This window comes from Arenimonas sp. MALMAid1274 (genome assembly GCF_049195245.1).
Taxonomy (GTDB): domain Bacteria; phylum Pseudomonadota; class Gammaproteobacteria; order Xanthomonadales; family Xanthomonadaceae; genus Arenimonas.
Genome location: NZ_JBMIRR010000021.1, coordinates 1 through 26,493, shown reverse-complemented (window position 1 = coordinate 26,493; position 26,493 = coordinate 1). Strand labels below are relative to the sequence as shown.

Annotated in this window: 26 protein-coding genes; 7 read left to right on the top strand and 19 right to left on the bottom strand. The window is 70.3% G+C overall.

What is annotated here, in order from left to right; genetic code table 11:
* Positions 1–57: 57 nt before the first annotated feature.
* From ACOQFR_RS01635 to ACOQFR_RS01585, 11 genes are all read right to left on the bottom strand, one after another.
* Positions 58–918: an aminotransferase class IV gene (locus ACOQFR_RS01635; protein ID WP_421377838.1), complete on the bottom strand. Its 861-nt coding sequence runs from the start codon at positions 916–918 to the stop codon at positions 58–60.
* A complete protein-coding gene (locus ACOQFR_RS01630; RefSeq protein ID WP_421377837.1) occupies positions 909–1,145 on the bottom strand; it encodes an ACT domain-containing protein in 237 nt (78 codons plus the stop codon). The genes ACOQFR_RS01635 and ACOQFR_RS01630 overlap by 10 nt, the downstream gene beginning before the upstream one ends.
* Positions 1,129–2,847, bottom strand: a complete 1,719-nt coding sequence (ilvG, locus tag ACOQFR_RS01625) for an acetolactate synthase 2 catalytic subunit (protein WP_421377836.1) — start codon at positions 2,845–2,847, stop codon at positions 1,129–1,131. Before ilvG ends, ACOQFR_RS01630 begins: the two co-directional genes overlap by 17 nt.
* On the bottom strand, positions 2,844–3,890 hold the full coding sequence (gene ilvC / locus ACOQFR_RS01620) for a ketol-acid reductoisomerase (protein ID WP_421377835.1): 1,047 nt from the start codon (positions 3,888–3,890) through the stop codon (positions 2,844–2,846). Before ilvC ends, ilvG begins: the two co-directional genes overlap by 4 nt.
* Before the next feature lie 41 nt (positions 3,891–3,931).
* Complete coding sequence (locus tag ACOQFR_RS01615; RefSeq protein WP_421377834.1) at positions 3,932–5,668, bottom strand: dihydroxy-acid dehydratase; 1,737 nt, start codon at positions 5,666–5,668, stop codon at positions 3,932–3,934.
* 352 nt (positions 5,669–6,020) lie between these two features.
* Entirely contained in the window at positions 6,021–6,542 is a 522-nt protein-coding gene (locus tag ACOQFR_RS01610) for a hypothetical protein (protein WP_421377832.1), read from the bottom strand.
* A gap of 133 nt (positions 6,543–6,675) precedes the next feature.
* Positions 6,676–8,724: a sodium-translocating pyrophosphatase gene (locus tag ACOQFR_RS01605; RefSeq protein WP_421377831.1), complete on the bottom strand. Its 2,049-nt coding sequence runs from the start codon at positions 8,722–8,724 to the stop codon at positions 6,676–6,678.
* Positions 8,725–8,846: 122 nt separating this feature from the next.
* Entirely contained in the window at positions 8,847–10,205 is a 1,359-nt protein-coding gene (locus ACOQFR_RS01600) for a hypothetical protein (protein ID WP_421377830.1), read from the bottom strand.
* A complete protein-coding gene (locus tag ACOQFR_RS01595; protein WP_421377829.1) occupies positions 10,202–11,065 on the bottom strand; it encodes a D-alanyl-D-alanine carboxypeptidase family protein in 864 nt (287 codons plus the stop codon). Before ACOQFR_RS01595 ends, ACOQFR_RS01600 begins: the two co-directional genes overlap by 4 nt.
* A gap of 7 nt (positions 11,066–11,072) precedes the next feature.
* Positions 11,073–12,131 (bottom strand): DUF3617 domain-containing protein, encoded by a 1,059-nt coding sequence (locus ACOQFR_RS01590; RefSeq protein WP_421377828.1) that lies wholly within the window; start codon positions 12,129–12,131, stop codon positions 11,073–11,075.
* A gap of 114 nt (positions 12,132–12,245) precedes the next feature.
* A complete protein-coding gene (locus ACOQFR_RS01585) occupies positions 12,246–13,499 on the bottom strand; it encodes a 6-phosphofructokinase (protein ID WP_421377827.1) in 1,254 nt (417 codons plus the stop codon).
* A gap of 139 nt (positions 13,500–13,638) precedes the next feature.
* Here ACOQFR_RS01585 and ACOQFR_RS01580 point away from each other — a divergent pair, with 139 nt between their 5' ends.
* From ACOQFR_RS01580 to ACOQFR_RS01565, 4 genes are read left to right on the top strand one after another with little or no spacing between them, the layout of a single operon-like run.
* A complete protein-coding gene (locus tag ACOQFR_RS01580; protein WP_421377826.1) occupies positions 13,639–14,217 on the top strand; it encodes an adenylate kinase in 579 nt (192 codons plus the stop codon).
* Between the two features lie 23 nt (positions 14,218–14,240).
* Positions 14,241–14,768, top strand: a complete 528-nt coding sequence (locus ACOQFR_RS01575; protein ID WP_421377825.1) for a hypothetical protein — start codon at positions 14,241–14,243, stop codon at positions 14,766–14,768.
* 18 nt (positions 14,769–14,786) lie between these two features.
* Complete coding sequence (gene mpl / locus ACOQFR_RS01570) at positions 14,787–16,145, top strand: UDP-N-acetylmuramate:L-alanyl-gamma-D-glutamyl-meso-diaminopimelate ligase (protein WP_421377824.1); 1,359 nt, start codon at positions 14,787–14,789, stop codon at positions 16,143–16,145.
* Positions 16,146–16,736, top strand: a complete 591-nt coding sequence (locus ACOQFR_RS01565; protein WP_421377822.1) for an LON peptidase substrate-binding domain-containing protein — start codon at positions 16,146–16,148, stop codon at positions 16,734–16,736.
* A gap of 7 nt (positions 16,737–16,743) precedes the next feature.
* On the opposite strand, the gene ACOQFR_RS01560 is transcribed toward ACOQFR_RS01565, so the two are convergent.
* Positions 16,744–18,765 (bottom strand): VTT domain-containing protein, encoded by a 2,022-nt coding sequence (locus ACOQFR_RS01560; RefSeq protein ID WP_421377821.1) that lies wholly within the window; start codon positions 18,763–18,765, stop codon positions 16,744–16,746.
* Positions 18,766–18,833: 68 nt separating this feature from the next.
* Between ACOQFR_RS01560 and ACOQFR_RS01555 the strand changes: the two genes are divergently transcribed.
* Together ACOQFR_RS01555 and ACOQFR_RS01550 are read left to right on the top strand one after the other, a co-directional pair.
* The gene (locus tag ACOQFR_RS01555; RefSeq protein WP_421377820.1) at positions 18,834–19,682 is read left to right on the top strand and encodes an SDR family oxidoreductase; all 849 of its coding nucleotides are present in this window, start codon (positions 18,834–18,836) and stop codon (positions 19,680–19,682) included.
* A complete protein-coding gene (locus ACOQFR_RS01550; protein ID WP_421377819.1) occupies positions 19,679–20,098 on the top strand; it encodes a VOC family protein in 420 nt (139 codons plus the stop codon). Before ACOQFR_RS01555 ends, ACOQFR_RS01550 begins: the two co-directional genes overlap by 4 nt.
* Before the next feature lie 4 nt (positions 20,099–20,102).
* On the opposite strand, the gene ACOQFR_RS01545 is transcribed toward ACOQFR_RS01550, so the two are convergent.
* Genes ACOQFR_RS01545 through thiE form a run of 5 tightly spaced genes read right to left on the bottom strand, consistent with a single transcriptional unit; the run spans position 20,103 to position 24,639 of the window.
* Entirely contained in the window at positions 20,103–20,954 is an 852-nt protein-coding gene (locus tag ACOQFR_RS01545; RefSeq protein ID WP_421377818.1) for an ion transporter, read from the bottom strand.
* Positions 20,951–22,078 (bottom strand): trans-sulfuration enzyme family protein, encoded by a 1,128-nt coding sequence (locus ACOQFR_RS01540; protein ID WP_421377817.1) that lies wholly within the window; start codon positions 22,076–22,078, stop codon positions 20,951–20,953. The genes ACOQFR_RS01545 and ACOQFR_RS01540 overlap by 4 nt, the downstream gene beginning before the upstream one ends.
* A complete protein-coding gene (locus ACOQFR_RS01535; RefSeq protein ID WP_421377816.1) occupies positions 22,065–22,697 on the bottom strand; it encodes an HAD family hydrolase in 633 nt (210 codons plus the stop codon). Before ACOQFR_RS01535 ends, ACOQFR_RS01540 begins: the two co-directional genes overlap by 14 nt.
* A complete protein-coding gene (hemL, locus tag ACOQFR_RS01530; protein ID WP_421377815.1) occupies positions 22,697–23,986 on the bottom strand; it encodes a glutamate-1-semialdehyde 2,1-aminomutase in 1,290 nt (429 codons plus the stop codon). The genes ACOQFR_RS01535 and hemL overlap by 1 nt, the downstream gene beginning before the upstream one ends.
* The gene (gene thiE / locus ACOQFR_RS01525; RefSeq protein ID WP_421377814.1) at positions 23,983–24,639 is read right to left on the bottom strand and encodes a thiamine phosphate synthase; all 657 of its coding nucleotides are present in this window, start codon (positions 24,637–24,639) and stop codon (positions 23,983–23,985) included. Before thiE ends, hemL begins: the two co-directional genes overlap by 4 nt.
* A 58-nt stretch (positions 24,640–24,697) precedes the next feature.
* Between thiE and ACOQFR_RS01520 the strand changes: the two genes are divergently transcribed.
* On the top strand, positions 24,698–24,883 hold the full coding sequence (locus ACOQFR_RS01520; protein WP_421377813.1) for a rubredoxin: 186 nt from the start codon (positions 24,698–24,700) through the stop codon (positions 24,881–24,883).
* Positions 24,884–24,892: 9 nt separating this feature from the next.
* Here ACOQFR_RS01520 and ACOQFR_RS01515 read toward each other — a convergent pair whose 3' ends face one another.
* Together ACOQFR_RS01515 and ACOQFR_RS01510 are read right to left on the bottom strand one after the other, a co-directional pair.
* Complete coding sequence (locus ACOQFR_RS01515) at positions 24,893–25,738, bottom strand: SirB1 family protein (protein WP_421377812.1); 846 nt, start codon at positions 25,736–25,738, stop codon at positions 24,893–24,895.
* Positions 25,739–25,769: 31 nt separating this feature from the next.
* Positions 25,770–26,228 (bottom strand): DUF192 domain-containing protein, encoded by a 459-nt coding sequence (locus ACOQFR_RS01510; protein ID WP_421377811.1) that lies wholly within the window; start codon positions 26,226–26,228, stop codon positions 25,770–25,772.
* Positions 26,229–26,493 lie beyond the last annotated feature (265 nt).

Below are 26,493 nucleotides of genomic sequence, written 5' to 3'. Positions count from 1 at the left end.
AGCCCGCGCGGTGCGGCGTGATTGCGCGCGGGTGCGTGCGCTGGGCGACGGCGGCGCTCATACCGTCGTCAGCCAGTGCGCGTGCGCGGGCGAGCCGCCGCGCACGATGCGCAGGTAGCGGGTGCGCAGCTCGTTGGCGACCGGCGAGGCGCCGTAGGTGCGGCGATCCAGCGCGGCCACCGGCAGCAGTTCCGCCGAGGTGCCGGTGACGAAAACCTCGTCCGCCTCCAGCAGTTCCTCCAGCGTGACCGGGCGCGACGTGGCGTTCGCCAGCGACACCACCGTGTCGCGCGTGATGCCCGGCAGCGCGTCGGGATGGTCCACCGCGACCACGTTTCCGTCCTTGACCAGGAACACGTTGACGCCGCTGCACTCGACTACGAAGCCGGCGTCGTCGATGAACAGCGCATCGTCGTAGCCGCGGCTGCCGGCCTCGCGCTTGGCCAGGATCGAATTGACGTAGGCCCCGCTGAGCTTGAGCGGCGGCATCGCCTCGGCGCGGTTGCGGCGGAAGGGCGAGACCGTCAGGCGCACCGGCTTGTCGCCCAGGTGCGGCGCCCACGGCATGGACGCCACCATCAGGTGCCGGCTCAGCGGCGCCACGTCCAGGCCCAGCGAGCCGGTGCCGTACCACAGCAGCGGCCGCACGTAGGCATCCCGGTGGTGGTTGGAGCGCAGGACGGCGATCACCGCCGCGGTGGCTTCGTTGGTGTCGAACGCGGCGCCGAAGGCTTCGGCGCCCTTGCGCATGCGCTCCAGGTGCTCGGGCAGGCGGAACACCGCCGCGCCATCCGGTGTGGCGTAGCTGCGGATGCCTTCGAATACCGCCGTGCCGTAGTGCATGGCATGCGTGGTGAGCGGGGCGGCCAGTTGGTCCTGCGGGCCGATGCGGCCGTCGAACCAGAGGTTCAGGGACATGGGGCGATCTCCACGGAAAGGCAGTCGTGCAGCTGTTCGATCTGGCGCTGCAGGGATTCGGGCGCACGCTGGCCGCGCACGGTCACCTGCAGCGTCCAGTCGCCGCCGTCGGGCGGCTGTTCACCGGCGATGGCCAGCGGCGTGAAGCCGCGGCGCTCGGCGGTGCCCAGCACGCGCAGCAGCGCGCCTTCGGCCGGGCGCAGCACCAGGTCAAGCCGGTACCGCATCGGCGCGCTCCGTCGCTGGCGCGGCCGCGTCGGCGGGCTCGGCGGCATCGAGCATGGTGGCGTTGCTGTGGTTGGGCGGCACCAGCGGCCAGACGTTGCTGCGCGCATCGATGGCCACGTGCAGGAAGGCCGGGCCCGGCGTCGCCATCAGCGCGTGCAGCGCGTCCTCGACGTCCTCGCGCTTGTCCAGGTGCAGCGCCGGGATGCCGAACACGCGGGCCAGCGCCGCGAAGTCCGGGTTGTCGCTCAGGTCCACCTCGCTGTAGTTCTTGTCGAAGAACAGCTCCTGCCACTGGCGCACCATGCCCAGGGCCTGGTTGTCGAGCAGCACCATCTTGATCGGCAGGCGGCAGCGGGCCACGGTGGCCAGCTCCTGCAGGTTCATCATGAAGCTGCCGTCGCCGCTGACCAGCACCACCGTGCGGTGGGGGCAGGCGAATTGCGCGCCGATTGCCGCCGGCAGGCCGAAGCCCATGGTTCCCAGCGCGCCGCTGGTCAGGTGGTTGCGCGGATGGCTGAACTTCCAGTGCTGGGCCACCCACATCTGGTGCTGGCCGACGTCGCAGGCCACGATCGCGTCGCGCGGTGCGATCTCCGACAGCCGGCGCAGCAGGGCCGGCGCGTAGACGTCGCGGCCCGGGGCGTCGTAGCGGGCGGCGTGCTTCTCGCGCTGTTCGATGCAGTGGGCGAACCAGTCGGCGCAGTCGGGCTGCACGCCGGTCAGCGCCTTGAGCGCGGTGGCCACGTTGCCGGGCACGCCGACGTCGGCATGGCGCAGCTTGCTGATCTCGCGGCGGTCGGCGTCCAGGTGCACGATGCGTGCGCGCGGCGCGAACTCGGCCAGCTTGCCGGTGGCGCGGTCGTCGAAGCGGGCCCCGATGCAGATCAGCAGGTCGGCTTCCTGCACCGCGATGTTCGCGGCGCGGCAGCCGTGCATGCCCAGCATGCCCAGCAGCTGCGGGTGGTTGGTCGGCAGGGCGCCCAGGCCGCGCAGCGTCAGCACGGCGGGCATGCCGCTGGACTCGACGAAGCCGCGGAAGTCGTTGACGGCGTCGGCCAGCGCGATGCCGCCGCCGCCGTACACCACCGGCCGCTCGGCGGCCTCGATGGCGGCGATGGCCTGGGCAATGTCCACACGCGACGGCGGCGGGGGAGGCGCCGCCGCCGCGGGGACGAAAGGAGCCAGGTGCGTGGCGTCCGCCAGCTGCACGTCCTTGGGCAGGTCGATCAGCACCGGGCCGGGGCGGCCTTCGCGGGCGATGCGGAAGGCTTCGTGCACCACCTGCGGCAGGTCGTCCACCGAGCGCAGCAGGAAGCTGTGCTTCACGATCGGCAGGGTCATGCCGAACACGTCCAGTTCCTGGAAGGCGTCGGTGCCCATCAGCGCGGTGCTCACCTGACCGGTGATCACCACCATCGGCGCGGAATCCAGGAACGCGTCGGCAATGCCGGTGACCAGGTTGGAGGCGCCGGGGCCGGAGGTCGCGATGCACACGCCGACCCGGCCGCTGGCGCGGGCGTAGCCATTGGCGGCCAGCGCGGCGCCCTGTTCGTGGCGGACCAGGATGTGCTTGAGCTTCGAGCCCGTCAGCGCGTCATAGAAGGGCATGATCGCGCCGCCGGGGTAGCCGAACAGCAGGTCCACACCCTCGGCCTCGAGTGCGCGCGCAAGCAGTTGCGCGCCGTTTTGTCGGGCGTTCATGCGGCGGCCGCCTCGGGTTTGGCCGCGGGCGTGGCCGGGCGCGGGGCAGGGGTGACGTTGCCGTCGGCGCCGATCCAGCTCATCGCGGCGCGCAGCTTGCGGCCGGTGGCTTCGATCGGATGCTCCAGGTCGGCCTGCCTGAGGGCCTTGTAGTTGGCGTTGCCGGCCGCGTACTCCGCGATCCACTGGCGCGCGAAGGTGCCGTCCTGGATTTCGGTCAGGATCTTCTTCATCTGCGCGCGGGCGTGCGCGTCGATGATGTAGGGGCCGCGGGTGAGGTCGCCGTACTGCGCGGTTTCGCTGATGAACTCGTGCATGCGGGTGATGCCGCCCTCGTACAGCAGGTCCACGATCAGCTTCAGTTCGTGCAGGCACTCGTAGTAGGCGACCTCGGGCTGGTAGCCGGCCTCGACCAGGGTTTCCCAGCCGGCCTGCACCAGTTTGGTGGCGCCGCCGCACAGCACCGCCTGCTCGCCGAACAGGTCGGTCTCGGTTTCTTCCTTGAACGTGGTCTTGATCACGTTGGCGCGGGCGCCGCCGAGGCCGGCTGCATACGCCAGGGCCAACTGTTCGGCGCGGCCGCTGGTGTCCTGCTGCACCGCGTAGACGCAGGGCACGCCGCGGCCGATCTCGTACTCGCGGCGGACCAGCGCGCCCGGGCCCTTCGGCGCAACCAGCACGACATCGAGGTCGGCGCGCGGCGCGATCTGGCCGTAGTGCACGTTGAAGCCGTGCGCGAACAGCAGGCAGGCGCCTTTCGCCAGGTAGGGCTCGATGCACTCTCGGTACAGCCGCGGCTGCACCATGTCGGGCGTCAGCACCGCCACCAGTTCCGCGCCTGCGACCGCGTCGGCCGGCGTCTTGACGGTGAAGCCATCGGCCTGCGCCTTGGCTTCGGTCGGGCCGCCCGGACGCAGGCCGACCGTGACGTCGAAGCCCGACTCCCGCAGGTTCAGGGCATGCGCCCGCCCCTGGCTGCCGTAACCAACGACGGCGACGCGGGGGCGGAGCGGTTGGGCGTGGGCGGAGGCGTTCTGGCTCATGGCAACAATGTCCTTGCGTAGGTGGGTTTGGAAATCCGGGGTCAGAGTGCGTTCAGCGAATCCGCCACGCCCTCACGTTGCTGATGCCGGGGCGCGGGTGCGGATTCGCTGAACGCACTCCGACCCCGGAGTGTTGTGGGGGTGGTGACGGCGCCGGTGGAGGCGGAGCCGACTTGCAGGGCGTACTTGGCGAGGGCGCCGCCGGTGACGCGGGGGGCGATGCGCGCGGGATCGCGCGTGGACAGGTCGGCCAGCACGTCGATGCGGCGGGTGGCGACGTCGATGCGCACGCGGTCGCCGTCGCGCAGGCGGGCGATCGGGCCGCCGTGCGCCGCTTCCGGCGACACGTGGCCGACCATGAAGCCGTGGGTGGCGCCGGAGAATCGGCCGTCGGTGACCAGCGCGATGTCGTTGCCCAGGCCCTGGCCGACCAGCGCCGCGGTGACGGCCAGCATCTCGCGCATGCCGGGACCGCCGGCGGGGCCTTCGAAGCGGATCACCACCACGTCACCGGCGTGGATGCGTCGTGCCTGCACGGCGGCGAAGGCCGCATCCTCGGAATCGAACACGCGCGCCGGCCCCTCGAAATGATCGCGGCCGTGGCCGGCCAGCTTCACGATCGCGCCTTCGGGCGCCAGGTCGCCGTACACGATGGAATAGCCGCCGCGCGGCTTGATCGGCGCGGACACCGGAAACACGCAGTCCTGCGCCGCCGTCGTCGCCGGCACCGCATCGAGCTCTTCGAACAGCGTGCGGCCGGTCACTGTCGCCCCATCCAGCAACAGGCCGGCCGCACGCAGTTCATGGGCCACCAGGGCGGTGCCACCCATTTCGAACATCTCCGCGGCGGTGTAGCGACCGCCCGGCTTGAGGTCGGCGATCACCGGCGTGCGCGCCGCGTCCTCGAAGTCTTCCAGGGTGAAGGCCACGCCGGCCTCGTGCGCGATCGCCAGCAGGTGCAGCGCCGCGTTGGTGGATCCGGCCGTGGCCGAGACCGCGCGCGCCGCATTGCGGAAGGCGTCGCGCGTGAGGATCTGCGACGGCGTGGGCCCCTGCGCGCGCAGCCGCTGCATCACCAGCTGGCCGCAGGCGAACGCCGCCGCGCCCTTGTCGCCGTGCAGGGCCGGGATGTCGTTCAGGCGCATCGGCGACAGGCCCAGGAAGGTCAGCACCATCGCCATCGTGTTGGCCGTGAACTGGCCGCCGCAGGCGCCCGCGCCCGGGCAGGCCGCGCGCTCCACTTCGGCCAGTCCGGCGTCGTCGAGCGTGCCCGCGGCGTGCGCGCCCACGGCCTCGAACACGTCCTGCACGGTCAGTTTCTTTCCGCGGCACTGGCCCGGCATGATCGTGCCGCCGTAGAGCACGGCGCTGGGCAGGTCCAGCCGCGCCAGCGCCATGGCCGCCGCGGGAATGGTCTTGTCGCAGCCCACCAGCACCACCACGCCGTCCAGGCAGTGGCCGCTCACGGCCAGCTCGATGGAGTCGGCGATCACCTCGCGCGAAGCCAGCGAGGCGCGCATGCCGCTGCTGCCCATCGCGATGCCATCGGTGATGGCGATGGTGTTGAACTCGATTGGGGTGCCGCCCGCGGCCAGGATGCCGGCGCGTGCGTGCTGGGCCAGGTCGCGCAGCGTGAGGTTGCACGGCGAAACGTCCGACCACGTGTGCACCACCGCGATCAACGGCCTGGCGATGGCCGCATCGTCCAGCCCCGTCGCGCGCAGCATGGCGCGGGCGGGGGCGCGGGAGGGGCCGGTCTTGATCGCGTCGCTTTGCACTGGGGTGGGTCCGTCTGGTTTGCAGAAGGCCCCAAAACGAAGAACCCCGCGCCGTTTCCGGTGCGGGGTTCTAGTTTCGAGGGCTGTTTTACCTAGTCGCGCTCGTCTATCCCGCACCTGTGAGGGAGGTAATAAGGACGACGACGACGAGGGTGAGCAGCGTCACGGACGCGACGAGCAGCCGGACCTTGTGGGTCGGCTCCTGGGTCACGGCGGTGGCGTTTGCGGAAGGCATGGATCGAGAGAACCACGGCCTCGAGGGACTTGTCAAGCACCCCGGAAAGAAATTTTCGGCGGACCTGCCAATTAGAATTCCTACTCCAATCGCCTGTTTACGCTGGCTTTTCGCCGCTCAGGCCCCGTTTTCCGGCGATGCGCCAACGGCCGGTGCCGTGGCGCTGATCTCAGCAGACGATAGGGTCGTCCTGAAGTTCGCCGATGCCAAAGAAGATCGAGAAAAGCCCCAGTTCGTGCCAGGCGAAGATGACCAGGCCCAGGATGGCCAGCGCCGAACGCAGCATGGACGCCCCTTGCGCATACGCCCACCCCCGCGATAGACCCGCTGCCGGAACGGCAGCAACATGCCGGGCACGGGATACTGGCCGCTGGCGAAGATGCGATGCGCCATCCACCCCGACCAGCTTGACGCGGCCAGGCCGCACAGCGTCAGCCAGGCGATGGCGAAGATCATCAGCACCATCGGCATATCGCCGTCGCGGTCACCCGAGTACAGCCGCCAGGCAGACACCACGAAGTAGGGCGTCAGCACCAGTGAGCCCAATCCGACCATCAGGCCTAGGAACTTCAGCAAGCCCCAACGGGTCCGGGGCGAGTACTCGATGGCGGCGGTAGCGGTGTCGCTGTCGGCAGTCATGCCTGGGCACCAGAAAAGGGGCTAGCGGCACCAATGTCGCATGAACCCGCTGCTTCCGGCCAACGTCGGCAGCGACGTCCCAAAAGAAAAGCCCCGGCCGGAGCCGGGGCTTCAGGTCACGCCTGCAGCAGATTCAGAGCAGCGGAATCAACAGCAGCGCCACGATGTTGATGATCTTGATCAGCGGATTGATGGCCGGGCCGGCGGTGTCCTTGTACGGGTCGCCGACGGTGTCGCCGGTGACCGCGGCCTTGTGGGCTTCGCTGCCCTTGCCGCCGTGGTGGCCTTCCTCGATGTACTTCTTGGCGTTGTCCCAGGCGCCGCCGCCGGTGCACATGGAGATGGCGACGAACAGGCCGGTGACGATGGTGCCCATCAGCAGGCCGCCCAGCGCGTCCGCACCCAGCGTCACGCCGACGATGATCGGGATGAACAGCGGCAGCATCGAGGGGATGATCATTTCGCGGATGGCCGACTTGGTCAGCAGGTCCACCGCCTTGTCGTACTGCGGCTTGCCGGTGCCTTCCATGATGCCGGGGATCTCGCGGAACTGGCGGCGCACTTCCTCCACCACCGCACCCGCGGCGCGACCCACGGCCTGCATCGCGAACGCGCCGAACAGGTAGGGGATCATGCCGCCGATCAGCAGTCCGATCACCACGTCCGGGTTGTCGATCGAGAAGTTCACCACCTGGTCGGTGCCCGCGTACTTCTCGCCCAGCTTGTGCGAGTAGTCGGCGAACAGCACCAGGGCGGCGAGGCCGGCCGAACCGATCGCGTAGCCCTTGGTCACGGCCTTGGTGGTGTTGCCCACGGCGTCCAGGGCGTCGGTGGTCTTGCGGATTTCCTTGTCCATGCCCGACATCTCGGCGATGCCGCCCGCGTTGTCGGTGATGGGGCCGTAGGCGTCGAGCGCGACGATCATGCCGGCCATGGACAGCATGGACGTGGCGGCGATGGCGATGCCGAACAGGCCGGCGATGTCGTAGCAGCACCAGATGGCGGCCGCGACGGCCAGCACCGGCGCGGCGGTGGACTTCATGGACACCGCCAGGCCGGCGATGACATTGGTGCCATGGCCGGTTTCCGAGGCCTTGGCCACCTGGCGCACCGGACCGTATTCGGTGGCGGTGTAGTACTCGGTGATCACCACCATCGCCGCCGTCAGCACCAGGCCGATCAGGGCGCAGTAGAACAGCGGCATCGCCAGCGCCGAGGCGAACATCTCGTTGCTGACCCAGTAGAACGCGCCAGCCGCCAGCACGCCCGACACGGCCAGGCCGCGGTAGAGCGCGTTCATGATCTTGCCGCCTTCGCGCACGCTGACGAAGAAGGTGCCGACGATGGAGGCGATGATCGACACCGCGCCCAGCACCATCGGATACACCACGCCGGCCCAGCCGTAGGTGGTGAAGGCGATGCCGGCGATCAGCATCGACGCAATCACGGTGACCGCGTAGGTCTCGAACAGGTCGGCCGCCATGCCGGCGCAGTCGCCGACGTTGTCGCCCACGTTGTCGGCGATCACGGCCGGGTTGCGCGGGTCATCCTCGGGGATGCCGGCTTCCACCTTGCCCACCAGGTCGGCGCCGACGTCGGCGCCCTTGGTGAAGATGCCGCCGCCCAGGCGCGCGAAGATCGAGATCAGCGAGCTGCCGAAGGCCAGGCCGATCATCGGCTGCAGCGCCGCGGTGACGGCTTCGGACGTCTGCACACCCGAACCGCCCAGCACGTACCAGAAGTAGCCCGCCACGCCGAGCAGGCCCAGGCCCACGACCAGCATGCCGGTGATGGCGCCGCCCTTGAAGCTGACGTTGAGCGCCGAATTGAGGCTGACCGTGGCCGCCTGCGCCGTGCGCACGTTGGCGCGCACCGACACGAACATGCCGATGAAGCCCGCCAGGCCCGACAGCACGGCGCCGATGGCGAAGCCGATCGCCGTGGGCCAGCCCAGCTGCGGCACGAAGCCGATGACCAGGAACAGGATCACGCCGACGATGGCGATGGTGCGGTACTGCCGACGCAGGTAGGCGCCGGCGCCTTCCTGGATGGCCGCCGCGATCTTCTGCATCTTTTCGTTGCCGGCCGGCTGGCCGACGATCCACTTCGCGACCACGATGCCGTAAAGGATGGCGATGGCCGCACAGGCCAGCGCGAGGTGCAAACCGTATTGCTCGAACATGTAAACCCTCCCCAGAGTTCAACAGATGAACAAATTTAAGCGGCCGATTGGCCGCTGCGCCCGAGTATGGCAAAGGGGGGAGGGGGGCGCCACCGGCCGCCGGACCGGGTCGCGGGCCTTGGCTACGGCCGGTTGCACGCGCCTTCGGGCAGGGCCTGGTCGCGCAGGTCGGCGGGCAGCAGCGACAGGTTCACCAGCGCCTGCCGGTGCCCGGGATCGCGCCGCAGGGCGCATTCGTAGGCGACCGCGGCCCCAGGCAGATCGCCCTGCAGCTGCCGGCCCCAGCCCAGGTTCGACCAGGCCCGGGCCTTGCCGGGCGAGGCCGCCACCGTCGCCGTCCACAACGCCACCTCGTCGAGGTAGTCGAGATTGCGCCGGACGCTGGTCGCGGCGAGCACCATCACCAGCAGCGCCAGGGCGAGCGGCGCCAGCCAACGCGGCCGCAACGAAAACAGCGTGACCACCAGCGCGAACGCGGCCCCCGGCAGCGCCAGGTAAAGGTGCCGGTCATTGGCCAGGTCGAACCGCGGCAGCAGGGAATTGCCGGGCGCCAGCTGCAGCAGGTACCAAGCGATGCCGAAGCCCAGCCAGGGCCAGCGGCGCCGGCTGCGCCAGGCCAGCACGACCGCCGCGGCCATCACCAGCACCGTCAGCCCCGCGCCCACGTCCCACCCTGCCGGCACGCGCAGGTCGGGGTCGAGGTTGGTCCGCAGCCCCGCCAGGCTGTGCAGGAACAGGTGTTGGTGCGCCTGCGTCTGGCCGAGCACCTGGTCGCCGAGCCCGCGGGTGTCGAGGCTGTGCTGCAGGAAGCGCTCGTAGCCCGGCAAGGCCAGTGCAGCCAGGGCCGCGATCACCAGCACCAGCCCGTGCCAACGCAGTCCGCGCAGGATTGCAGTCGTGGATGCGCCCGCGAACCACGCCAGCAGCCAGATCGCCACCGGCAGCGTAACCGCGGTCTCGCGCACGCCCAGCGCCAGCGCGAACACCAGCGCCGACGCCATCGCGGCGCCGCGCCACGGCTGCCCGTGCAGCCACATCGCAGCCAGGTAGAACAGGGCCATCAGCGACATCGAGCGACCGCTGACGTACGTCACCGCTTCGGTGCCTGCCGGATGCAGGGCGAACACCAGCGCCACGAACCCTGCCGCCAGGCCTGGCCGCGCAATGCCGGGCGCGAGGTCGCGCAGCCAGCTTGTTGCCAGCGCCCACACCAGCAGCGCATTTAGCGCATGCACGAGCACGTTGACCAGGTGGAAACCCAGCGGCTTCGGCGACAGCGTCCAGTTCAGCGCGTAGCTGAGCTTGAGCAGCGGCCGGATGCCCGGCATGGACTGCCACCAGGCCGCCAGTCCGTGCACCTGCGGGTTGTCGACGATCACGCCGTGGTCGTCGAACTGGAACGGGCCTGCCATCGCGGGCAGGTAGGTCGCCGCGATCAGCAGCAACAGTGCGCCGCAGCCCAGCGCCAGCCGCGGGTTCATGGCCGTGTCGCGCCGCGCTCGCGTGCGTGGGCGAAGGCCAGCTCGATCAGTGCAACGGTGTCCCACCAGCGGTCCGGCGCGTGCAGCATCACCACCAGCACTTCGTGGCCGTCTCGCTGCACCAGCGCGATGAGGCAGCGGCCTGCGCCCGGGGTGTAGCCGGTCTTGACGCCCAGCGTGCCGGGAAACTGGCGCAGCAGCGCGTTGGTGCTGTTGATCTCGAACCGACGTCCGCCCAGGCTGGAGAAGCTGGCGCTGCTGCGCTTCACCTCCGCGGCGATCCGCGGCTGCGCCATCGCGACCCGCGCCAGTGCGGCCAGGTCGCGCACCGAGCTGCCCTGTCCCGGCGCATCGTGTCCGCAGGCATTGCCGAAGCGGGTGTCGTGCAGTCCGAGTTCGGCCGCCCGCGCATTCATGCGTGCCACGAAAGTGGCCAGGTCGCCGCCCTGCCAGTCGGCCAGGGCACGGCAGGCGTCGTTGGCCGAACGCACCAGCGTGGCCGTGAACAGGTCGGCCGCGAGGAAACGTTCGCCTGCGCGCAGGCCCAGGCGCGTGCCGGTGGCATGGGCGGCGCCCGCGCTGACGGTCAGCTCTTCGTCCAGGCGGCCCGATTCGGCCACCAGCAGCGCTGTCATCAGTTTGGCCAGGCTGGCCATGGGCAGGGCTTCGTCGGGCTGGCCGGCCCAGGTGGGCCGGCCGTCGATCTCGACCCAGTAGGCGCGCGCCACGTCCGGGAAATCGTCGGTGGGTTCCGGGGCCAGCGACCGCGTCGTCGAGACGGCCTGCACCGCCGTGCAGGCCAGTCCGAGCGCCAGCACCCACGCCGGCACGAACGCGCGCGCGCGCCGGGGGATTGCCATGGCGGGCTCAGTCTTCGCCGGTCAGCTTGTCCTTGGCGGACTTGAGGCGGTCGCGCCAGGACGGCTTCTTCGGCGCTTCCTCGGTGGTCGGCGGGGTGGCGGGCGTGGTGCCGGTGCCGCCCGCGGCCGTGCCGCCGCGACGCTGCTGCAGTTGGCCGCCGGCATAACGGTTGCAGAAATTGCCGTGCGGCGAGCCGTACATCGCGGTGAAGTCGCGACCCGCGCAGTGCTTGGCGGCCGCGGCCTGGGCCTGGGCCGGGCAATGCGGCACGACGAACTCGTAGTCCTTGGCCGGATCGGCCGCGGCGCAGGCCTTGGCCAGCTGGTCGGGGCAGAAGTCGGCGATGAACGCATAGTCACGCTGGGTGGCGGCCAGGGTGCAGCCCTTGGCGACCACAGCCGCGCGCGAAAGCCCGCAGGCCTGCATCGCGTCGAAGTAGTAGGGCACCTGCTGCCCGGTGCGGATCAGGTCAGGGGTGATCTCCTTGGTGGTGATCGCGCTGCAGTAACGCGCCTTGTCCTTGGCGCAGAGCGCGCCCGGCTTGGCGAAAGACTCGTACATCGAATAGGTGGGCGTGCGCATCATGTCGGTGCAGGTCTTGGCCAGCATGGCGTTGGCCTGCGCCTGCGGCGACTCGGTGGCGTAGTTGCAGTCCCGGATCTTCTTGCCTTCGAACGTCATGGTCATGTCCATGGGTTCGCCTTCCATCTTGCCGCTCATCTGCATGCGGCCGCGGTAGGCGTCGGCGCCGAGGCGTTCGAATTCGCCGGTGGCGGTCATCGGGTTCTCGCCGGTGCAGGCCATGCGGAACGTGGACTTGTTGCCGGACACGCGGTAGTCGCTGACCGTGCAGTTCTTGTCACGCGGCACCATCGCCTGGCTGGACTCGCCCTTGGGACCGCAGACCTCGACGGGCTGCGAGGGCATGGACATCGGCATGCCCTGGATCTCGATCTTGCTGGTGACGCGGTAGAGGTTGCCGGTGCCGGCCTGCGCCAGCACGGCGCCGGCGACCGTCAGGCCCAGCGCGAACGAAAGGAAAAGAAACGGGCGGATCGGCTTCACGAGGATTCTCCGGAACACGGGTCGTCAAAGGGGGCGAATGCTCCCAGCCGACGATCGCGTCCGGATGTGCCGGTGGTCACCGTGCCATCCGGACCGGAGGGCACGGTCTGGGAATCAGCCGAAGGGAGGCAGTTTCCTCGCCACGGCCGTCAGTTTCAGACGTACGTAATTTGGCAGCCCGTCCGGCCGGTACGGCGGCGGCGACTCGCCCTGGATCAGGGGCTGCAGGTAGTCGCGGCAGGCCTGGGTGATGCCATACCCGCTGCGGTCGATGTAGCCCTTGGGCATGGTCTTTTCGTGGTTGGCGATGTCGGTCAGCGGTGCTGGCGCGATCTTCCAGCGGTAGGGCTTGGCGCGGGTGCGCACGATCACCGGCATGACGCCGTTGAGCCCCTGCAGGGCGTAGTCCACCGCGGCCTTGCCGACGGCCTGCGCCTGCGCCAGGTCGGTGGCCGAGGCCAGGTGCCGGGCCGAGCGCTGCAGGTAGTCGGGCACGGTCCAGTGCACCTTCAGGCCCAGCTTGTCCTTGACGGTCGCGGCCAGCAGGGGGCCGACGCCGCCGAGCTGGGAGTGCCCGAAGGCGTCCTTGCCGCCGCCGGCATCGGCCACGAAGCGGCCGTCGGCGTGACGGATACCTTCCGACACCACCACCACGCACCAGCCGACCTTCTTCACCACGGCCTGCACGCGGGCCAGGAACTTCTGTTCGTCGTAGGCGATTTCCGGGAACAGGATCACCTGCGGCGCCTGGTCCTTGCCGTCGCCGGCCAGGCCGCCGGCGGCTGCCAGCCAGCCCGCGTGGCGACCCATCACTTCGTAGACGAAAACCTTGGTGGAGGTGTCGGCCATCGCGGCGACGTCCAGCGCGGCCTCGGCCACTGACACCGCCGTGTACTTGGCGGCCGAACCGAAGCCCGGGCAGGTGTCGGTGACCACCAGGTCGTTGTCCACCGTCTTGGGCACGCCGATGCAGGTGAGCGGATAACCGGTGGCCTCGGCCATGCGCGAAAGCTTGAGCGCGGTATCGGCCGAATCGTTGCCGCCGTTGTAGAGGAACCAGCGCACGTCGTGGGCATCGAACACGTCCAGCAGGCGCTGGTACTTGTCCTGGTCCTGTTCGAGCGACTTGAGCTTGAAGCGGCAGGAGCCGAAGGCCCCGCCCGGCGTGTGCGCCAGGGCGCGGATGGCCGCGGCCGACTCCTTCGAGGTGTCCACCAGGTCCTCGCGCAGGGCGCCGAGGATGCCGTTGCGGGCGGCCAGGACCTTGACCTTGCGGCCCCGGGCGGCCTGGATGACCGCGCTGGCGGTGGCGTTGATGACGGCGGTGACCCCGCCGGACTGTGCGTAGAGGAGCGTTCCTTTGCCCATGATTGCCTGCCTTTCAATTGACTTGGACCGGCCCGGCCAGTAGCGTTTCCACATCCGCACGGCCAGTCAGCGGCCCCACTATAGCCAAACGGGGTGAAGACGGTGCCGTGCGTCCTTGTTTATAGGGGTTCTCCAAGCAATGCGACTGGTACTTCTCGGCGCGCCCGGCTCGGGCAAAGGCACGCAGGCCACGCGCCTGCGTGAGCACCTGCAGGTGCCGCACATCTCCACCGGCGAACTGCTGCGTGCGGCCGTCGCCGCCGGCACCCCGCTGGGCCTGAAGGCCAAGGCGGTGATGGAAGCGGGCTCGCTGGTGTCCGACGACATCGTGCTGGGCATGCTCGAGGAGCGGCTGACCGCCGGCGACACCGGCAACGGCTTCGTGCTCGACGGCTACCCGCGCAACCTGGCCCAGGCCAACGCGCTCGACGCCCTGCTGACCCGCCTGGGCCAGCCCGTGGACATCGCGGTGCAGCTGGACGTGGACACCGAGCTCCTGGTGTCGCGCCTGGCCGGCCGTGCCCAGGCCGAGGGCCGCGTGGACGACAGCCCGGAAACCGTGCGCAACCGCCAGAAGGTCTACAACGAGGCCACCGCGCCGGTCGTGGACTTCTACCGCAACAGCGGCCGCCTGGCCTGCGTGGATGGCGTGGGCAGCGTGGACGAGGTGTTCCGCCGCATCCTGGCCACGCTGGCGCCGACGCCCGACATCGGCTGAGGCAGCGCGCCGTGGCGCCGTTCGTGCGCCCCCTGCTGGAACTGTGCCTGCTGCGGCGTGCGCCGCAGGACCTGCCGTATTCGCCGGCGGCGGTGGTGCTGGTGGTGGTGGCACTGCTGGCGGTGCAGCTGGGCTTTGCCCACCACGTCGGTGAATCGCAGGCCGCCCTGTCGGCGCGGCTGATGGTGACCCTGGTCATCCTGCTGGGCATCACGCCGGCGCTGCTGGAGTGGCGCGGCCTGGGCAACCGCATCGCGCAGGCGCTGCTGGCGCTGGCCGGCAGCAGCCTGGTGTTTTCGCTGGTGAACCTGCCGCTGGTGCTGAAGCTGCAGCCGCACCTGGGCGACAAGGATCCGCCGGCCTCGCTGGCCGGCTACGTGCTGGTGGGGGTGTTCCTGTTCGTGTGGAAGCTGCGGGTGGATGCGATGGTCTGGCGCCATTCGCTCGACATCCCGCGCGTGCCGGCCTATGCGCTGACCGTGGTGCTGGTGATCCTGGAGCCGGTCCTGTTGTTCCTGATCGGCCCGGTGCCGGTTCCCGCCGCGCCCTGATCCTGCCATCCTTCGCGGATGAAACTGCACATCCTCGGCATCTGCGGCACCTTCATGGGCGGCGTGGCCGCGCTGGCGCGCGAACTGGGCCACGCGGTAGACGGCTCGGACCAGAACGTCTATCCGCCCATGTCCACCCAGCTCGAACAGCTGGGCATCCGCCTGGCCTCCGGCTACGACGCCGCGCACCTCGCCGCCGACACCGGCCAGGTGGTGGTGGGCAACGCGCTGTCGCGCGGCAACCCGGCGGTCGAGCACGTGCTCGACCACGGCCTGCGCTACACCTCGGGCGCGCAGTGGCTGTCGGAAAACGTGCTGCCCGGGCGCGAGACCCTGGCGGTGGCGGGCACCCACGGCAAGACCACCACCACGTCCATCCTGGCTTTCCTGCTGGACGCGGCCGGCCGCGATCCGGGCTTCCTGGTCGGCGGCGTGCCGGAGAACTTCGGTGTGTCGGCGCGGCTGGGCACGGGCCGCGAGTTCGTGGTCGAGGCCGATGAATACGACACTGCCTTCTTCGACAAGCGCAGCAAGTTCGTGCACTACCGGCCCACGGTGGCCATCCTCAACAACCTCGAATACGACCACGCCGACATCTTCCCGGACCTGGCCGCGATCCAGCGCCAGTTCCACCACCTGGTGCGCATCGTGCCGGGCCGCGGCCGCCTGGTGGTCAATGGCGAAGACGCGGCCCTGGCCGAAGTGCTGGCGATGGGCTGCTGGACGCCGGTGGAGCGCTTCGGCATCGACGGCGATTTCGACTGGAGCGCGCGCCTGCTGCGCGAGGACGGCTCGGAGTTCGAAGTGCGGCACGGCGGCGCGGTCGTCGGCGTCGTGCGCTGGTCGCTGGTCGGGCGGCACAACGTGATGAACGGGCTGGCGGCGCTGGCCGCAGCGAATGCCGTGGGCGTGGATCTGGCGCGCGTGATCCCGGCGCTGGCCGATTTCGTCAGCGTCAAGCGTCGGCTCGAGCGCCTGGGCCAGGCCCGCGGCGTGACCGTGTACGACGACTTCGCGCACCACCCCACGGCGATCCGCACGACGCTGGCCGGGCTGCGCGCGCGCGTCGGCGCCGCGCGCATCCTGGTCGCAATGGAGCCGCGCAGCAATTCGATGCGGCTGGGCGCGCATGCCGACGAGATCGCGCCCTCGCTGCACGAGGCCGATGCCGTGGTGTTCCTGCACCGGCCGGAACTGGCTTGGGACGCCGGCAAGGTGGTGTCGGCGCTGCGCGGCGAGGGCGAGGCGGCATCGGGCGTGGATGCGCTGATCGCGGCGCTGAAGCAGCGTGCGCGCGACGGCGACCACGTGGTCTTCATGTCCAACGGCGGCTTCGAGGGTGCGCCGCGGCGTTTCCTCGCGGAGCTGGGCGGCTAGGTGGCGTCGGTCGAGCTGCCGCTGTTCCCGCTGTCCTCGGTGCTCTTCCCGGGCGGCACGCTGGGCCTGCGCATCTTCGAGCCGCGTTACCTGGACCTGGTCAAGCGCTGCGGCCGCAGCGGCGAGGGCTTCGGCATCTGCCTGATCCTGGAGGGCCGCAAGGCCGGGGCGCCGGCGATCCCGGCCGCACTGGGCACCGAGGCCGCAATCGTCGATTTCGCGATGACCGACGACGGCCTGCTGGGCCTCACCGTGCAGGGCCGCCGCCGCTTCCACGTCGAGCGCACGCGCGTCCGCTCCGATGGCCTGATCCTGGCCGACGTCAGCTGGCTGCCCGAGCCGGTGCCACAGCCGCTGCGCGCCGAACACGCGCTGCTGTCCACCCTGCTGGCGCGCATCCTGGACAAGGCCGGCATCGAACACGGCGGCGCCGGCAAGGGCCCGCTGGCCGAGGCCGACCATGTGGCCTGGCGCCTGGCCGAATGGCTGCCGCTGTCGCCGGAAGAAAAGCAGTGGCTGCTGCAGCTGGACGACCCGCATGCGCGGCTGCAGAAGCTGGTGGAACGGCTGCCGGATTTCCAGCCCGAGTAGCGTGGCGTCAGCGCGCGGTGCCCGTCGGGCCCGAGGGCGACCGCAGCCTCAGCACGCGCTGGCCGTTGTCGCTGCGGGCTTCCAGCGCCGACTCCATGCCATGGGCATCGCGGCGCACGCCGTCCAGCAGCGCATCCTCGTTGCCCTGCGCCTGCCAGTAGCTGAAGAAATCCAGCCGGCGGGTGAACTGCAGTTCCTGCACGGTGCCGATCCACAGCCGTTCGACCCCGGGCTCGAGCACTTCCGGCGTGGCCCACAGGCGCAGCACCTGCATGCGGTCGTCGCGCTCGTCACGGCGCACCATCACCAGCACTTCGGTGCGGCCCAGGTGCGTGGCCGGCAGCACCGGCAGGTCGCGCGCGTTGATGTCCTTGTCCAGGGTCTGCAGCAGGCCGGTCCAGCCGCCGGTGCGGTAGTTTTCCCAGCCCGACAGCAGCAGGCGCGCGCGCAGCGAATCCAGCGGCCCGGCCAGCTGCACGTTCAGCGGCCAGGCGTCGCGGCCGTGCAGCTCGTTGCGGCGCGCGGGCAGGCCCTGCTGCCAGTCCTGCTGCCACCACTGCTGCGACGACAGCGACACCGGCAGCAGCGGCGGTGCGAAGCGCGCCAGCAGGTCGTCGGCGCTGCGGCTGCCGTGCCAGCCGGCCATGCCCAGGATGGCGACGAAAAAGATGATGGCCGTGGGCCGCACCCAGAACGAGCGCACCACGCGCCGGCGATAGGCGATGCCCAGGGCCGCGATCCAGAGCAGCCCCAGCAGCGTTCCGGCCAGCACGTCGCTTAGCCAGTGCGCGCCCAGGTACAGGCGCGAGAAGCCGAGCAGCGCAACCGCGATCGCGGCCACCACGTAGGGCCAGGCGCGACGGCGACCCGGCAGCTCGCGCGCGATCAGCACCGCGAAGAAGCCGTAGACCACCGTGGCCATGGTCACGCTGGCCGAGGGGAAGCTGAAACCCAGCACCGCCGTGGACGCCGGCGGCTTGGGCATGTCCAGCAGGTAGCCCAGGAACCAGGTGAGCAGCAGGCCGAAGGCGGGCGCGGCCAGCCAGTGCCAGGCGGCCGCATGCCGGCGCCGCCACCACAGCCAGGCGAACACCGCGAGCACCGCGGGCGCCAGCACCACGGCGTCGCCCAACGTGGCCAGGAAGGCCATCGGCACGTCGGCCAGCGGATTGCGCAGGCCGAACATGGCCTGGTGCACCGTGAGGTCGAGCTGCGAGGGCGCGCTGCCGCCGCCCACCGAAATCAGGATGGTGAAGAAGCCCCAGCCCGCCGCCAGCAGCACCGCGCCCAGGAACAGCAGCGAGGCCGACTCGGGCCGGTTGGGATCGATCAGGGCTTCGGAGTACTTGCCCAGCACCGGATGCCGGTGCGACCAGGCCAGTGCGCGTTCCACCATGCCGGTGGTGTGGGCGCCCAGCCAGCGCCAGAGGTAGAACACGCCGGCCCAGATCATCGCCACCAGCACCAGCACCACCGCCAGCACCACGGCCAGGCGGCCGGCGACCGCGGCCACCAGGTCCAGCGACGTGCCGAACACCCAGCCCGGGGCCAGGAAGGTGGCCGACCACACTACCGCGGCCAGGGCGCTGGCCGGCACGTACTGGCGCAGCTTCATCTTCAGCATGCCGGCGATGGCGGGCACGAAGGGCCGGATGGCGCCGATGTAGCGGGCCATGACGATGCTCTTCATGCCATGCCGGCGGAAGGTGATCTCGCCGCGCTCCAGCCATTGCGGGTGCTTGTGGAAGGGCCAGCGCTGGCGCAGCTGCGGGCCGTAGCGGTGGCCGACCCAGAAGCTGACGCCGTCGCCGACGAAGGCTCCCAGGGTGGCGCAGAGCAGGGCGTACAGGCCATCCACGTGGCCCAGGCCCACCAGGGTGCCGACCGCGAACAGCAGGGGCACGGCCGGGATGGCCACGCCGACGATGACCAGGGCGTCGCCGAAGGCGATCAGGAAGATGACCACGCCCGCCGCGATCGGGTTCTGACCGATCCAGGTGACCAGGGCGTCCAGGCGGGCGGAATCCATGGGCCGGGATTATAGGCTGCTCGTCACGGCCGCCGGTTTACACTGCGACCAAAGTTCAGGAGCAATGCATGTCCGACCTCCGTGGCAAGACCCTGTTCGTCACCGGTGCCTCCCGTGGCATCGGCCTGGCCATCGCCCTGCGCGCCGCCCGGGACGGCGCCAACGTGGCCATCGTGGCCAAGTCCGGCGTGCCCAATCCCAAGCTGCCCGGCACCATCCACACCGCCGCGGCCGAGGTGGACGCGGCGGGCGGCCAGGGCCTGGCCCTGCAGTGCGACATCCGCGAGGAGGACCAGGTGCAGGCCGCGGTGGCCGCCACCGTGGCGCGCTTCGGCGGCATCGACATCCTGGTCAACAACGCCAGCGCGATCTGGCTCAAGGGCGCGCTGGAAACCCCGATGAAGCGCTTCGACCTGATGCAGCAGGTCAACAGCCGCGGCAGCTTCCTGTGCGCGCAGGCCTGCCTGCCGCACCTGCTGAAGGCCGCCAATCCGCTCATCCTGACCCTGGCGCCGCCGATCACGCTGGATCCGAAGTGGTGGGGCCCGCACACCGGCTACACGCTGGCCAAGATGGGCATGAGCTTCGTCACGCTGGGCCTGGCGGCCGAGTTCGGACCGCAGGGCGTGGGCGTGAATGCCCTGTGGCCGCGCACCGCCATCGCCACCGATGCGCTGAAGATGATCCCGGGCATGCACGCCGGCGGTTGCCGCACACCGGCCATCATGGCCGATGCCGCGCACGCGATCCTGGTCTCGCCGGCGCGGGAGATGACGGGCCGTTTCCTGATCGACGAGGCGGTGCTGCGCGAGCGCGGCGTCACGGCCTTCGAGGCCTATGCGGTGGATCCAACGCAGCCGCTCCTGCCCGACCTTTTCCTTGACGATTCCGAACTCGGGTCGGGAGTGCACGCATGAAGTTCCTGCACACGATGGTGCGCGTTCGCGACATCGAGTCCTCGCTGCGCTTCTACCGCGACGGCCTGGGCCTGGTGGAGACGCGCCGCAAGGACAATCCGCAGGGCCGCTACACCCTGGTCTTCCTGGCCGCACCGGCCACGCCCGAGGCCGAGATCGAGCTCACCTGGAACTACGACGACGAGGATTACGGCAGCGCCCGCAACTTCGGCCACCTGGCCTTCGCCGTGGACGACATCTACGCCACCTGCGCGCGGCTGCAGGCCCAGGGCGTGGTGATCAACCGGCCGCCGCGCGATGGCCGCATGGCCTTCGTGCGCTCGCCCGACCGGGTGTCGATCGAGCTGCTGCAGGCGGGCGGCGCGTTGCCGCCGGCGGAGCCATGGCTGTCGATGCCCAACACCGGGCAGTGGTGAAGCCTCAGCCGGCCGCGGCCATCGGCGCACCGCAGCCGCGGCAGTGCGCGGCGTCGGGTTCGTGCCCGCCCAGGCCGCAGCCGGCGCAGCGGCGTGCATCGCGTTGCATCTTCAGGCCCGACACCATCTCGGCGGTGTAGATGCCGGTGGGCACGGCGATGATGCCGTAGCCGATCAGGATCAGCACCGAGGCCAGGAAACGTCCCAGCGCCGTCACCGGCGTCAGATCGCCGAAGCCGACCGTGGCCACGGTCACGATGGCCCAGTAGATGCCGGTGGGAATGGACTTGAAGCCGTTGGCCGGTCCTTCGACCACATACATCAGCGCGCCGAACACGGTGACGATGGTCAGGATGGCGAACAGGAACACCAGGATCTTGCGGCCGCTGCGCTGCAGCGCGCCCATCAGCAGGCCGGCCTCGCTGACGTAGCGGGTGAGCTTGAGGATGCGGAACACGCGCAGGATGCGCAGGATCCGGACCACCAGCAGGTACTGCGCGCCGGGCACCAGCAGCGACAGCCAAGTCGGCAGCACCGCCATCAGGTCGATGATGCCGTAGAAGCTGCGGGCATAGCGCAGGGGCCGGGTGACCACCAGCAGGCGGGTCAGGTACTCGGCGGTGAAGACCAGCGTGAACAGCCACTCCAGCAGGTAGAACGCGGACGCGTAGCGCGCGTGGATCTCGGCCACGCTGTCGAGCACGGCCACCAGCACGCTGGCCAGGATCATCCAGATCAGCAGGATGTCGAAGCGGCGGCCGGCCCGGCTCTGGTGGCCGAAGATGATGTGGAACCAGCGCGCCCGCCAGCCTTCACGGCCATCGGGCTGCAGGCGCGGTTCGAACTCCTCGCTCACGCCTGATCCAGCGCCTGGGCCAGGTCGGCCAGCAGGTCGTCCACGTGCTCAAGGCCCACCGACATGCGCAGCAGGTCCTGCGGGCTGTGCGGCGTGGGGCCTTCGACCGAGGCGCGATGCTCGACCAGGGTCTCCGGACCGCCCAGCGAGGTGGCATTGGCCACCAGCTGCAGTGCGCCGGCCACGCGCAGCGCCGCCTCGCGGCCGCCGGCCAGGCGGAAGCTGAGCATGGCGCCGAAATCGCGCATCTGGCGCGCTGCGATCGCGTGGCCCGGATGCGACGCCAGGCCCGGGTAGTGCACCTGCGATACGGCGGCGTGGCCGGCCAGGAAGTCGGCGAGGGTGCGGGCGTTGCGGCAGTGCCAGGCCATGCGCGCCGGCAGCGACCGGCAGCCGCGCAGCGTCAGCCAGGCGCTGAACGGCGCCAGGATGCCGCCGGTGATGTGGCGGCGGTGGGCAACCCGGTCGTACAGGGCGTCGCGCGCCGCGAACACCAGGGCGCCGCCCATCACATCGCTGTGGCCGCCGAGGTATTTCGTCGTGGAGTGCATCACCACGTCGGCGCCCAGGACCAGCGGTTGCTGCAGCACCGGCGTGGCGAAGGTGTTGTCGCAGGCCAGCAGGGCGCCGTGGCCGTGGGCCAGCGTGGCCAGCGCGGCGATGTCGGCGACCTGCAGCTGCGGGTTCGATGGCGTCTCGGCCCACAGCAGGCGCGTCTCCGGACGCAGTGCGGCGCGCACGGCGTCCAGGTCGGCCATGTCCACCGCGCTGCCGCTGAAGCCACGCTCGGGCAGGAACTCCTGCACCAGGGTGCGCAGGCCGGTGTAGCAGTCGGTGGGGATCAGCACATGCGAACCGGGCGGCAGCGATTCGAGCAGGGCGTGCATCGCCGCCATGCCGGAGCCGAAGGCCAGCGCGGCATTGCCGCGCTCGAGCGCCGCCAGCGCCGTTTCCAGGCGATCCTGGGTCGGGTTGTGCTCGCGCTGGTATTCGTAGCCGGCGACGCGCTCGCCGGCGGGGCCGTGGCGAAAGGTGGTGGCCAGGTGGATCGGCGGCACCATGGCGCCGGTCTCGCGGTCGGATTCGCCACCGGCGTGCACGGCCAGGGTTTCAATGCGTGTCATGCGTGGGCTCCAGCAGGTCGAGGCGTTCGAGGTCGGCGCGCAGGCCCGCGGCGTCGCGGAAGGCATGCGCGGCCATGCCGGCGCGGCGTGCGCCTTCGGCATTGAGCGGTTTGTCGTCGATGAAATACACCGCGCCGGGCGCCACGCCCAGGTCGCGCGCGCAGTCCAGGAAGACCTGCGGGTCGGGCTTGCCGCGCCGGTACTGCGCCGAGCAGTGCACCGTGCCGGCGAACAGCGGGAACAGCGGCGGGCACAGCCTCGGCAGGTGGTCGCGCAGCATCAGGCCGTTGTTGGTGAGGATGGCCACGCGCGCGCGGCGCGCGACCTGCGCCGCCAGCGCAAGCATGTCGGCATCCACGTTCATCGCCGCGGCGCGGGCGTCCAGGCAATCGTCCAGCGTGACCGGGGCGCCTAGCCGCTGGCGCAGTTCGTCCACCACGTCCTGCGTGCTGCAGTCGCCGAGGTCGGCGCGCGTCTCCAGGCCGGAGCCGAACAGGGCCTGCGACACGGCGTCGAGTTCGGCACCCGTGCGCTCGGCCAGCCGCTGCAGCCGCGCGACGTGGCGGTAGTGCACCAGCACTCCGTCCAGGTCGAACAGCACCAGCGCCGGCCTGGCCATCAGGCGCGCGACTCGCGGAAGGCTTCGCGCGCCGCTTCGAGCGTATGGCCGATCTCCGCATCGCCGTGGGCGCTGGACAGGAAGCCGGCCTCGAACGCCGACGGCGCGAAGTAGACGCCGCGGCGCAGCATGCCGTGGAAGAAGCGGCCGAAGGCGGCGCTGTCGCTGGCGATGGCCTGGGCGTAGGTTTCCACCGGCTCGGTGTTGAAGTACAGGCCGAACATCGCGCAGCTGCGCGTGGTGGTGACCGCCACGCCGGCCTCGCGCGCCGCCTGTTCGAGCCCGTCGCACAGCTCGTGCGTCCTGGCCTCGAGCCGGTCGTGGAAACCGGGGGCCTGGATCAGCTCCAGCGTGGCCAGGCCCGCAGCCATCGCCACCGGATTGCCGCTCAGCGTGCCGGCCTGGTAGATCGGGCCGCTGGGCGCGATCTGCCGCATCAGGTCGGCGCGCCCGCCGTAGGCGCCCACCGGCATGCCGCCGCCGATGATCTTGCCGAAGGTGCTCAGGTCGGGCGTGACGCCGTAGCGTGCCTGCGCGCCGCCGAGGGCGACGCGGAAGCCGGTCATCACCTCGTCGAAGATCAGCAGCGCGCCGTGCTTCGTACACAGGTCGCGCAGGTGCTGCAGGTAGCCGTCGCGCGGCAGGATGCAGTTGGCGTTGCCGACGATGGGCTCGACGATAAGGCCGGCGATGTCGCTGCCAGCCTCGTCAAACAGGCGCGTGGCGGCCTCGAAGTCGTTGTAGGGCAGGGTCAGCGTGAGGTCGGCCAGCGCGGTGGGCACGCCCGGCGAATTGGGCAGGCCGAAGGTGAGCGCGCCGGAGCCGGCCTTCACCAGGAAGCTGTCGCCGTGGCCGTGGTAGCAGCCCTCGAACTTTACGATGCGGCTGCGGCCGGTGGCGCCGCGCGCCAGCCGGATGGCCGACAGCGTGGCTTCAGTTCCGGAGTTGACCATGCGCATCATCTGCATGGACGGCACCAGCCGCTGCACGGTTTCGGCCATGGTCACTTCCAGCGCGTTGGGCACGCCGAAGCTCAGGCCGTCGCGCATCACGCGCGCCACCGCGTCCAGCACGTGCGGGTGTGCGTGGCCGGCGATCATCGGGCCCCAGCTGCCGATGTAGTCCACGTAGCGGTTGCCGTCCACGTCGATCAGGTAGGCGCCTTCGGCGCGCCTGGCGAAGAAGGGTTCGCCGCCGACGGATTTGAACGCGCGTACCGGCGAATTGACGCCGCCCGGCATCAGGTCCTGGGCGCGGGTGAAGAGGTCGTGGCTGGTGGCGGTGTTCATCGGGGAAGGGTGCTCGCTGGAATGTGGCTGAAACCGTCGCGGAGGGCGCGCGCGGCGGCGGCGGGGTCGGGTGCGTCGAAGATGCTGCCGATGACGGCGACCAGGTCGGCGCCGGCGGCGACCAGACCGCCGGCATTGTCCGGGGTGATGCCGCCGATGGCCACCCGCGGCAGGCCGGAGGCGGCGCTGTCGCGCAGTAGGGAAAGGTCGGCGCGGCGGGCGCCGGGCTTGGTGGCCGACGCGAAGAAGGCGCCGAAGGCGAGATAGCTGGCGCCAGCCGCCGCCGCGCGCTCGGCCAGCGGCAATTGGTCGTAGCAGGAGGCGCCCAGGATCGCGTGCGGACCCAGGGCCTCGCGCGCCTGCGCCAGGGCGCCGTCGTCACGGCCCAGGTGGGCGCCGTCGGCCTGCAGTTCGGCGGCCAGGCGCCAGTCGTCGTTGATCACCAGCGGCACGCCGTACTCACGGCACAGCGGCATCAGTTCGCCGGCCTGTTCGCGCCGCCGTGCGGGGCTGGCGGTCTTGTTGCGGTACTGCACCAGCACCGGGCCCTCGGCGATGACCTCGGCGACCCGGTCCAGCAGGCGCCGGGTGTCGGGTTCGTCGGGAGTGACCAGGTACAGGCCGCGGCGCGGCCAGCGAAGCTCGGGGTTCATGTCGGCGCGACCTGCAAGATGCGAGAATGATAGCCGTCCCCGACCCGCAGAGACCGAAATGAGCACGACTACCGCCGCCTACCGCACCTGGATGTGCGTCGTCTGTGGCTTCATGTACAGCGAGGCGGACGGCCTGCCGGACGAGGGCATCGCGCCCGGCACGCGCTGGGAAGACATTCCCGACACCTGGGTGTGCCCGGACTGCGGCGTCACCAAGGACGACTTCGAGATGGTCCCGGCCTGAGGCCGGGCCTCAGTTCATGCGCGTGCGCGCCGTGCCCAGGTCGATCAGGGTGGCGCGGACCGCATCCAGGTCCTCGGCTTCCGGCAGCAGCTGCAGGTAGCGCGTCAGGTCTTCGCGCGCGCCCTTCACGTGACCCAGCTCGCGATAGGCCAGGCCGCGGTCGCGCAGGGCTTCGGCCGTGTCGGGCGACAGCTTCAGCAGGCGGTCGGCGCTGCGCGCCACGCGTTCCCAGTCGCCCTGCTCCAGGTACAGGCCCTTTAGGTTGCGCAGCATGCGCATCAGGATCATGCGGTGCGTGGCCGGCGCCAGGATCTGCAGCAGCTGCTGGTCGTCCGGCGGCTGGCCGCCCAGGTGCGGCGAGGCGCGCTCGCGCAGTTCTTCCGCGCTGACCGGCCGGCCCTTGTTGTAGGGGTCCAGCACCAGGATGCCGTCGTCCACCGGCAGCCGCACCAGGAAATGGCCAGGGAACGAGATGCCTTCCAGCGCCATGCCCAGGCGCCGCGTGACTTCGATCTGGATCACCGCCAGCGAGATCGGGATGCCGAGCTTCCGGTCCACCACCTGGTTGAGGTAGCTGTTGCGCGGGTCGTCGTACTGCACGTTGTTGCCGGCGAAGCCGAGCTCGTCGAACAGGTAGCGGTTGATCGCGGTGAGCCGCGCGGGCAGGTCGATGTCGCGGTCCAGCTGCGGGCGCAGGGCTTCGGCGTAGGTGTCCACCTGCGCGGTGTAGCCGGCCGCATCCAGGTCTGGGTATTCGTCGCGGGCGATCAGCAGGGCCGTGTCCAGCAGCGGCAGTTCGTCGTCGCCCAGGGTGGCCAGGGCGTTCCAGTCGGGCAGGGGGTGCGATCGGCTCATCATGCTGATGTGGTCCCCGTGTGGGTTGGAATCAAGGCGTGCCGCGTTCGGGTATGCCCGGGCCGAAGGTGATCTGGTCGCCGGGCACCGCGCCGATCTCGCTGGCCACGCCGGCATTGAGTTCAAGCACGTACAGCGCGGGGCCGGCGCTGGGATAGTTCGGGCAGCGGTCGCCGAGCGAGCAGCTGGGCACACCCTTGCTCACCGACACCAGCCGGCGTTCGGCGTCGAAGTAGAAGATGTCCAGCGGAATGCGGGTGTTCTTCATCCAGTAGCCCAGCGGCTGCTCGATGTCATGCACGAACAGCATGCCGGTGCCTTCGTCCAGGCGGTCGCGGTACATCAGGCCGCGGCGGCGCTCCTCGAAATCGTCGGACACTTCGACCGCGTAGCGGTGGCCCTTGAGCTCCACCCAGGGGCCGTCGGAGGCGCAGCCGGCCATCGGATGGGCCAGCGCCAGCAGCAGGAGGGCGAAAAAATGGCGTCGCATGCGATCTCCAGGGGTCGTCGCCCGACGTTCTGCGATGCCGCTGCCTGCTGTCAAGCAAACGCGGGGCTTCCCATTCGCCGGCACTGCCGCTATTCTTCGCGGCCCTTCACCGAGCCGGTCGCGTGGGTGGGGGGAGGGAAGAAAAGGACGGTTTTGGGGTGTTGACGTCCTTGGAAATTGCCCTATAATGTGCGGCTCGGTTGGGCGAAATGCCCGCCACCCCGGTAGCGAAAGGCGCCGGCGGGATTGGAGATCTTTGACAGTG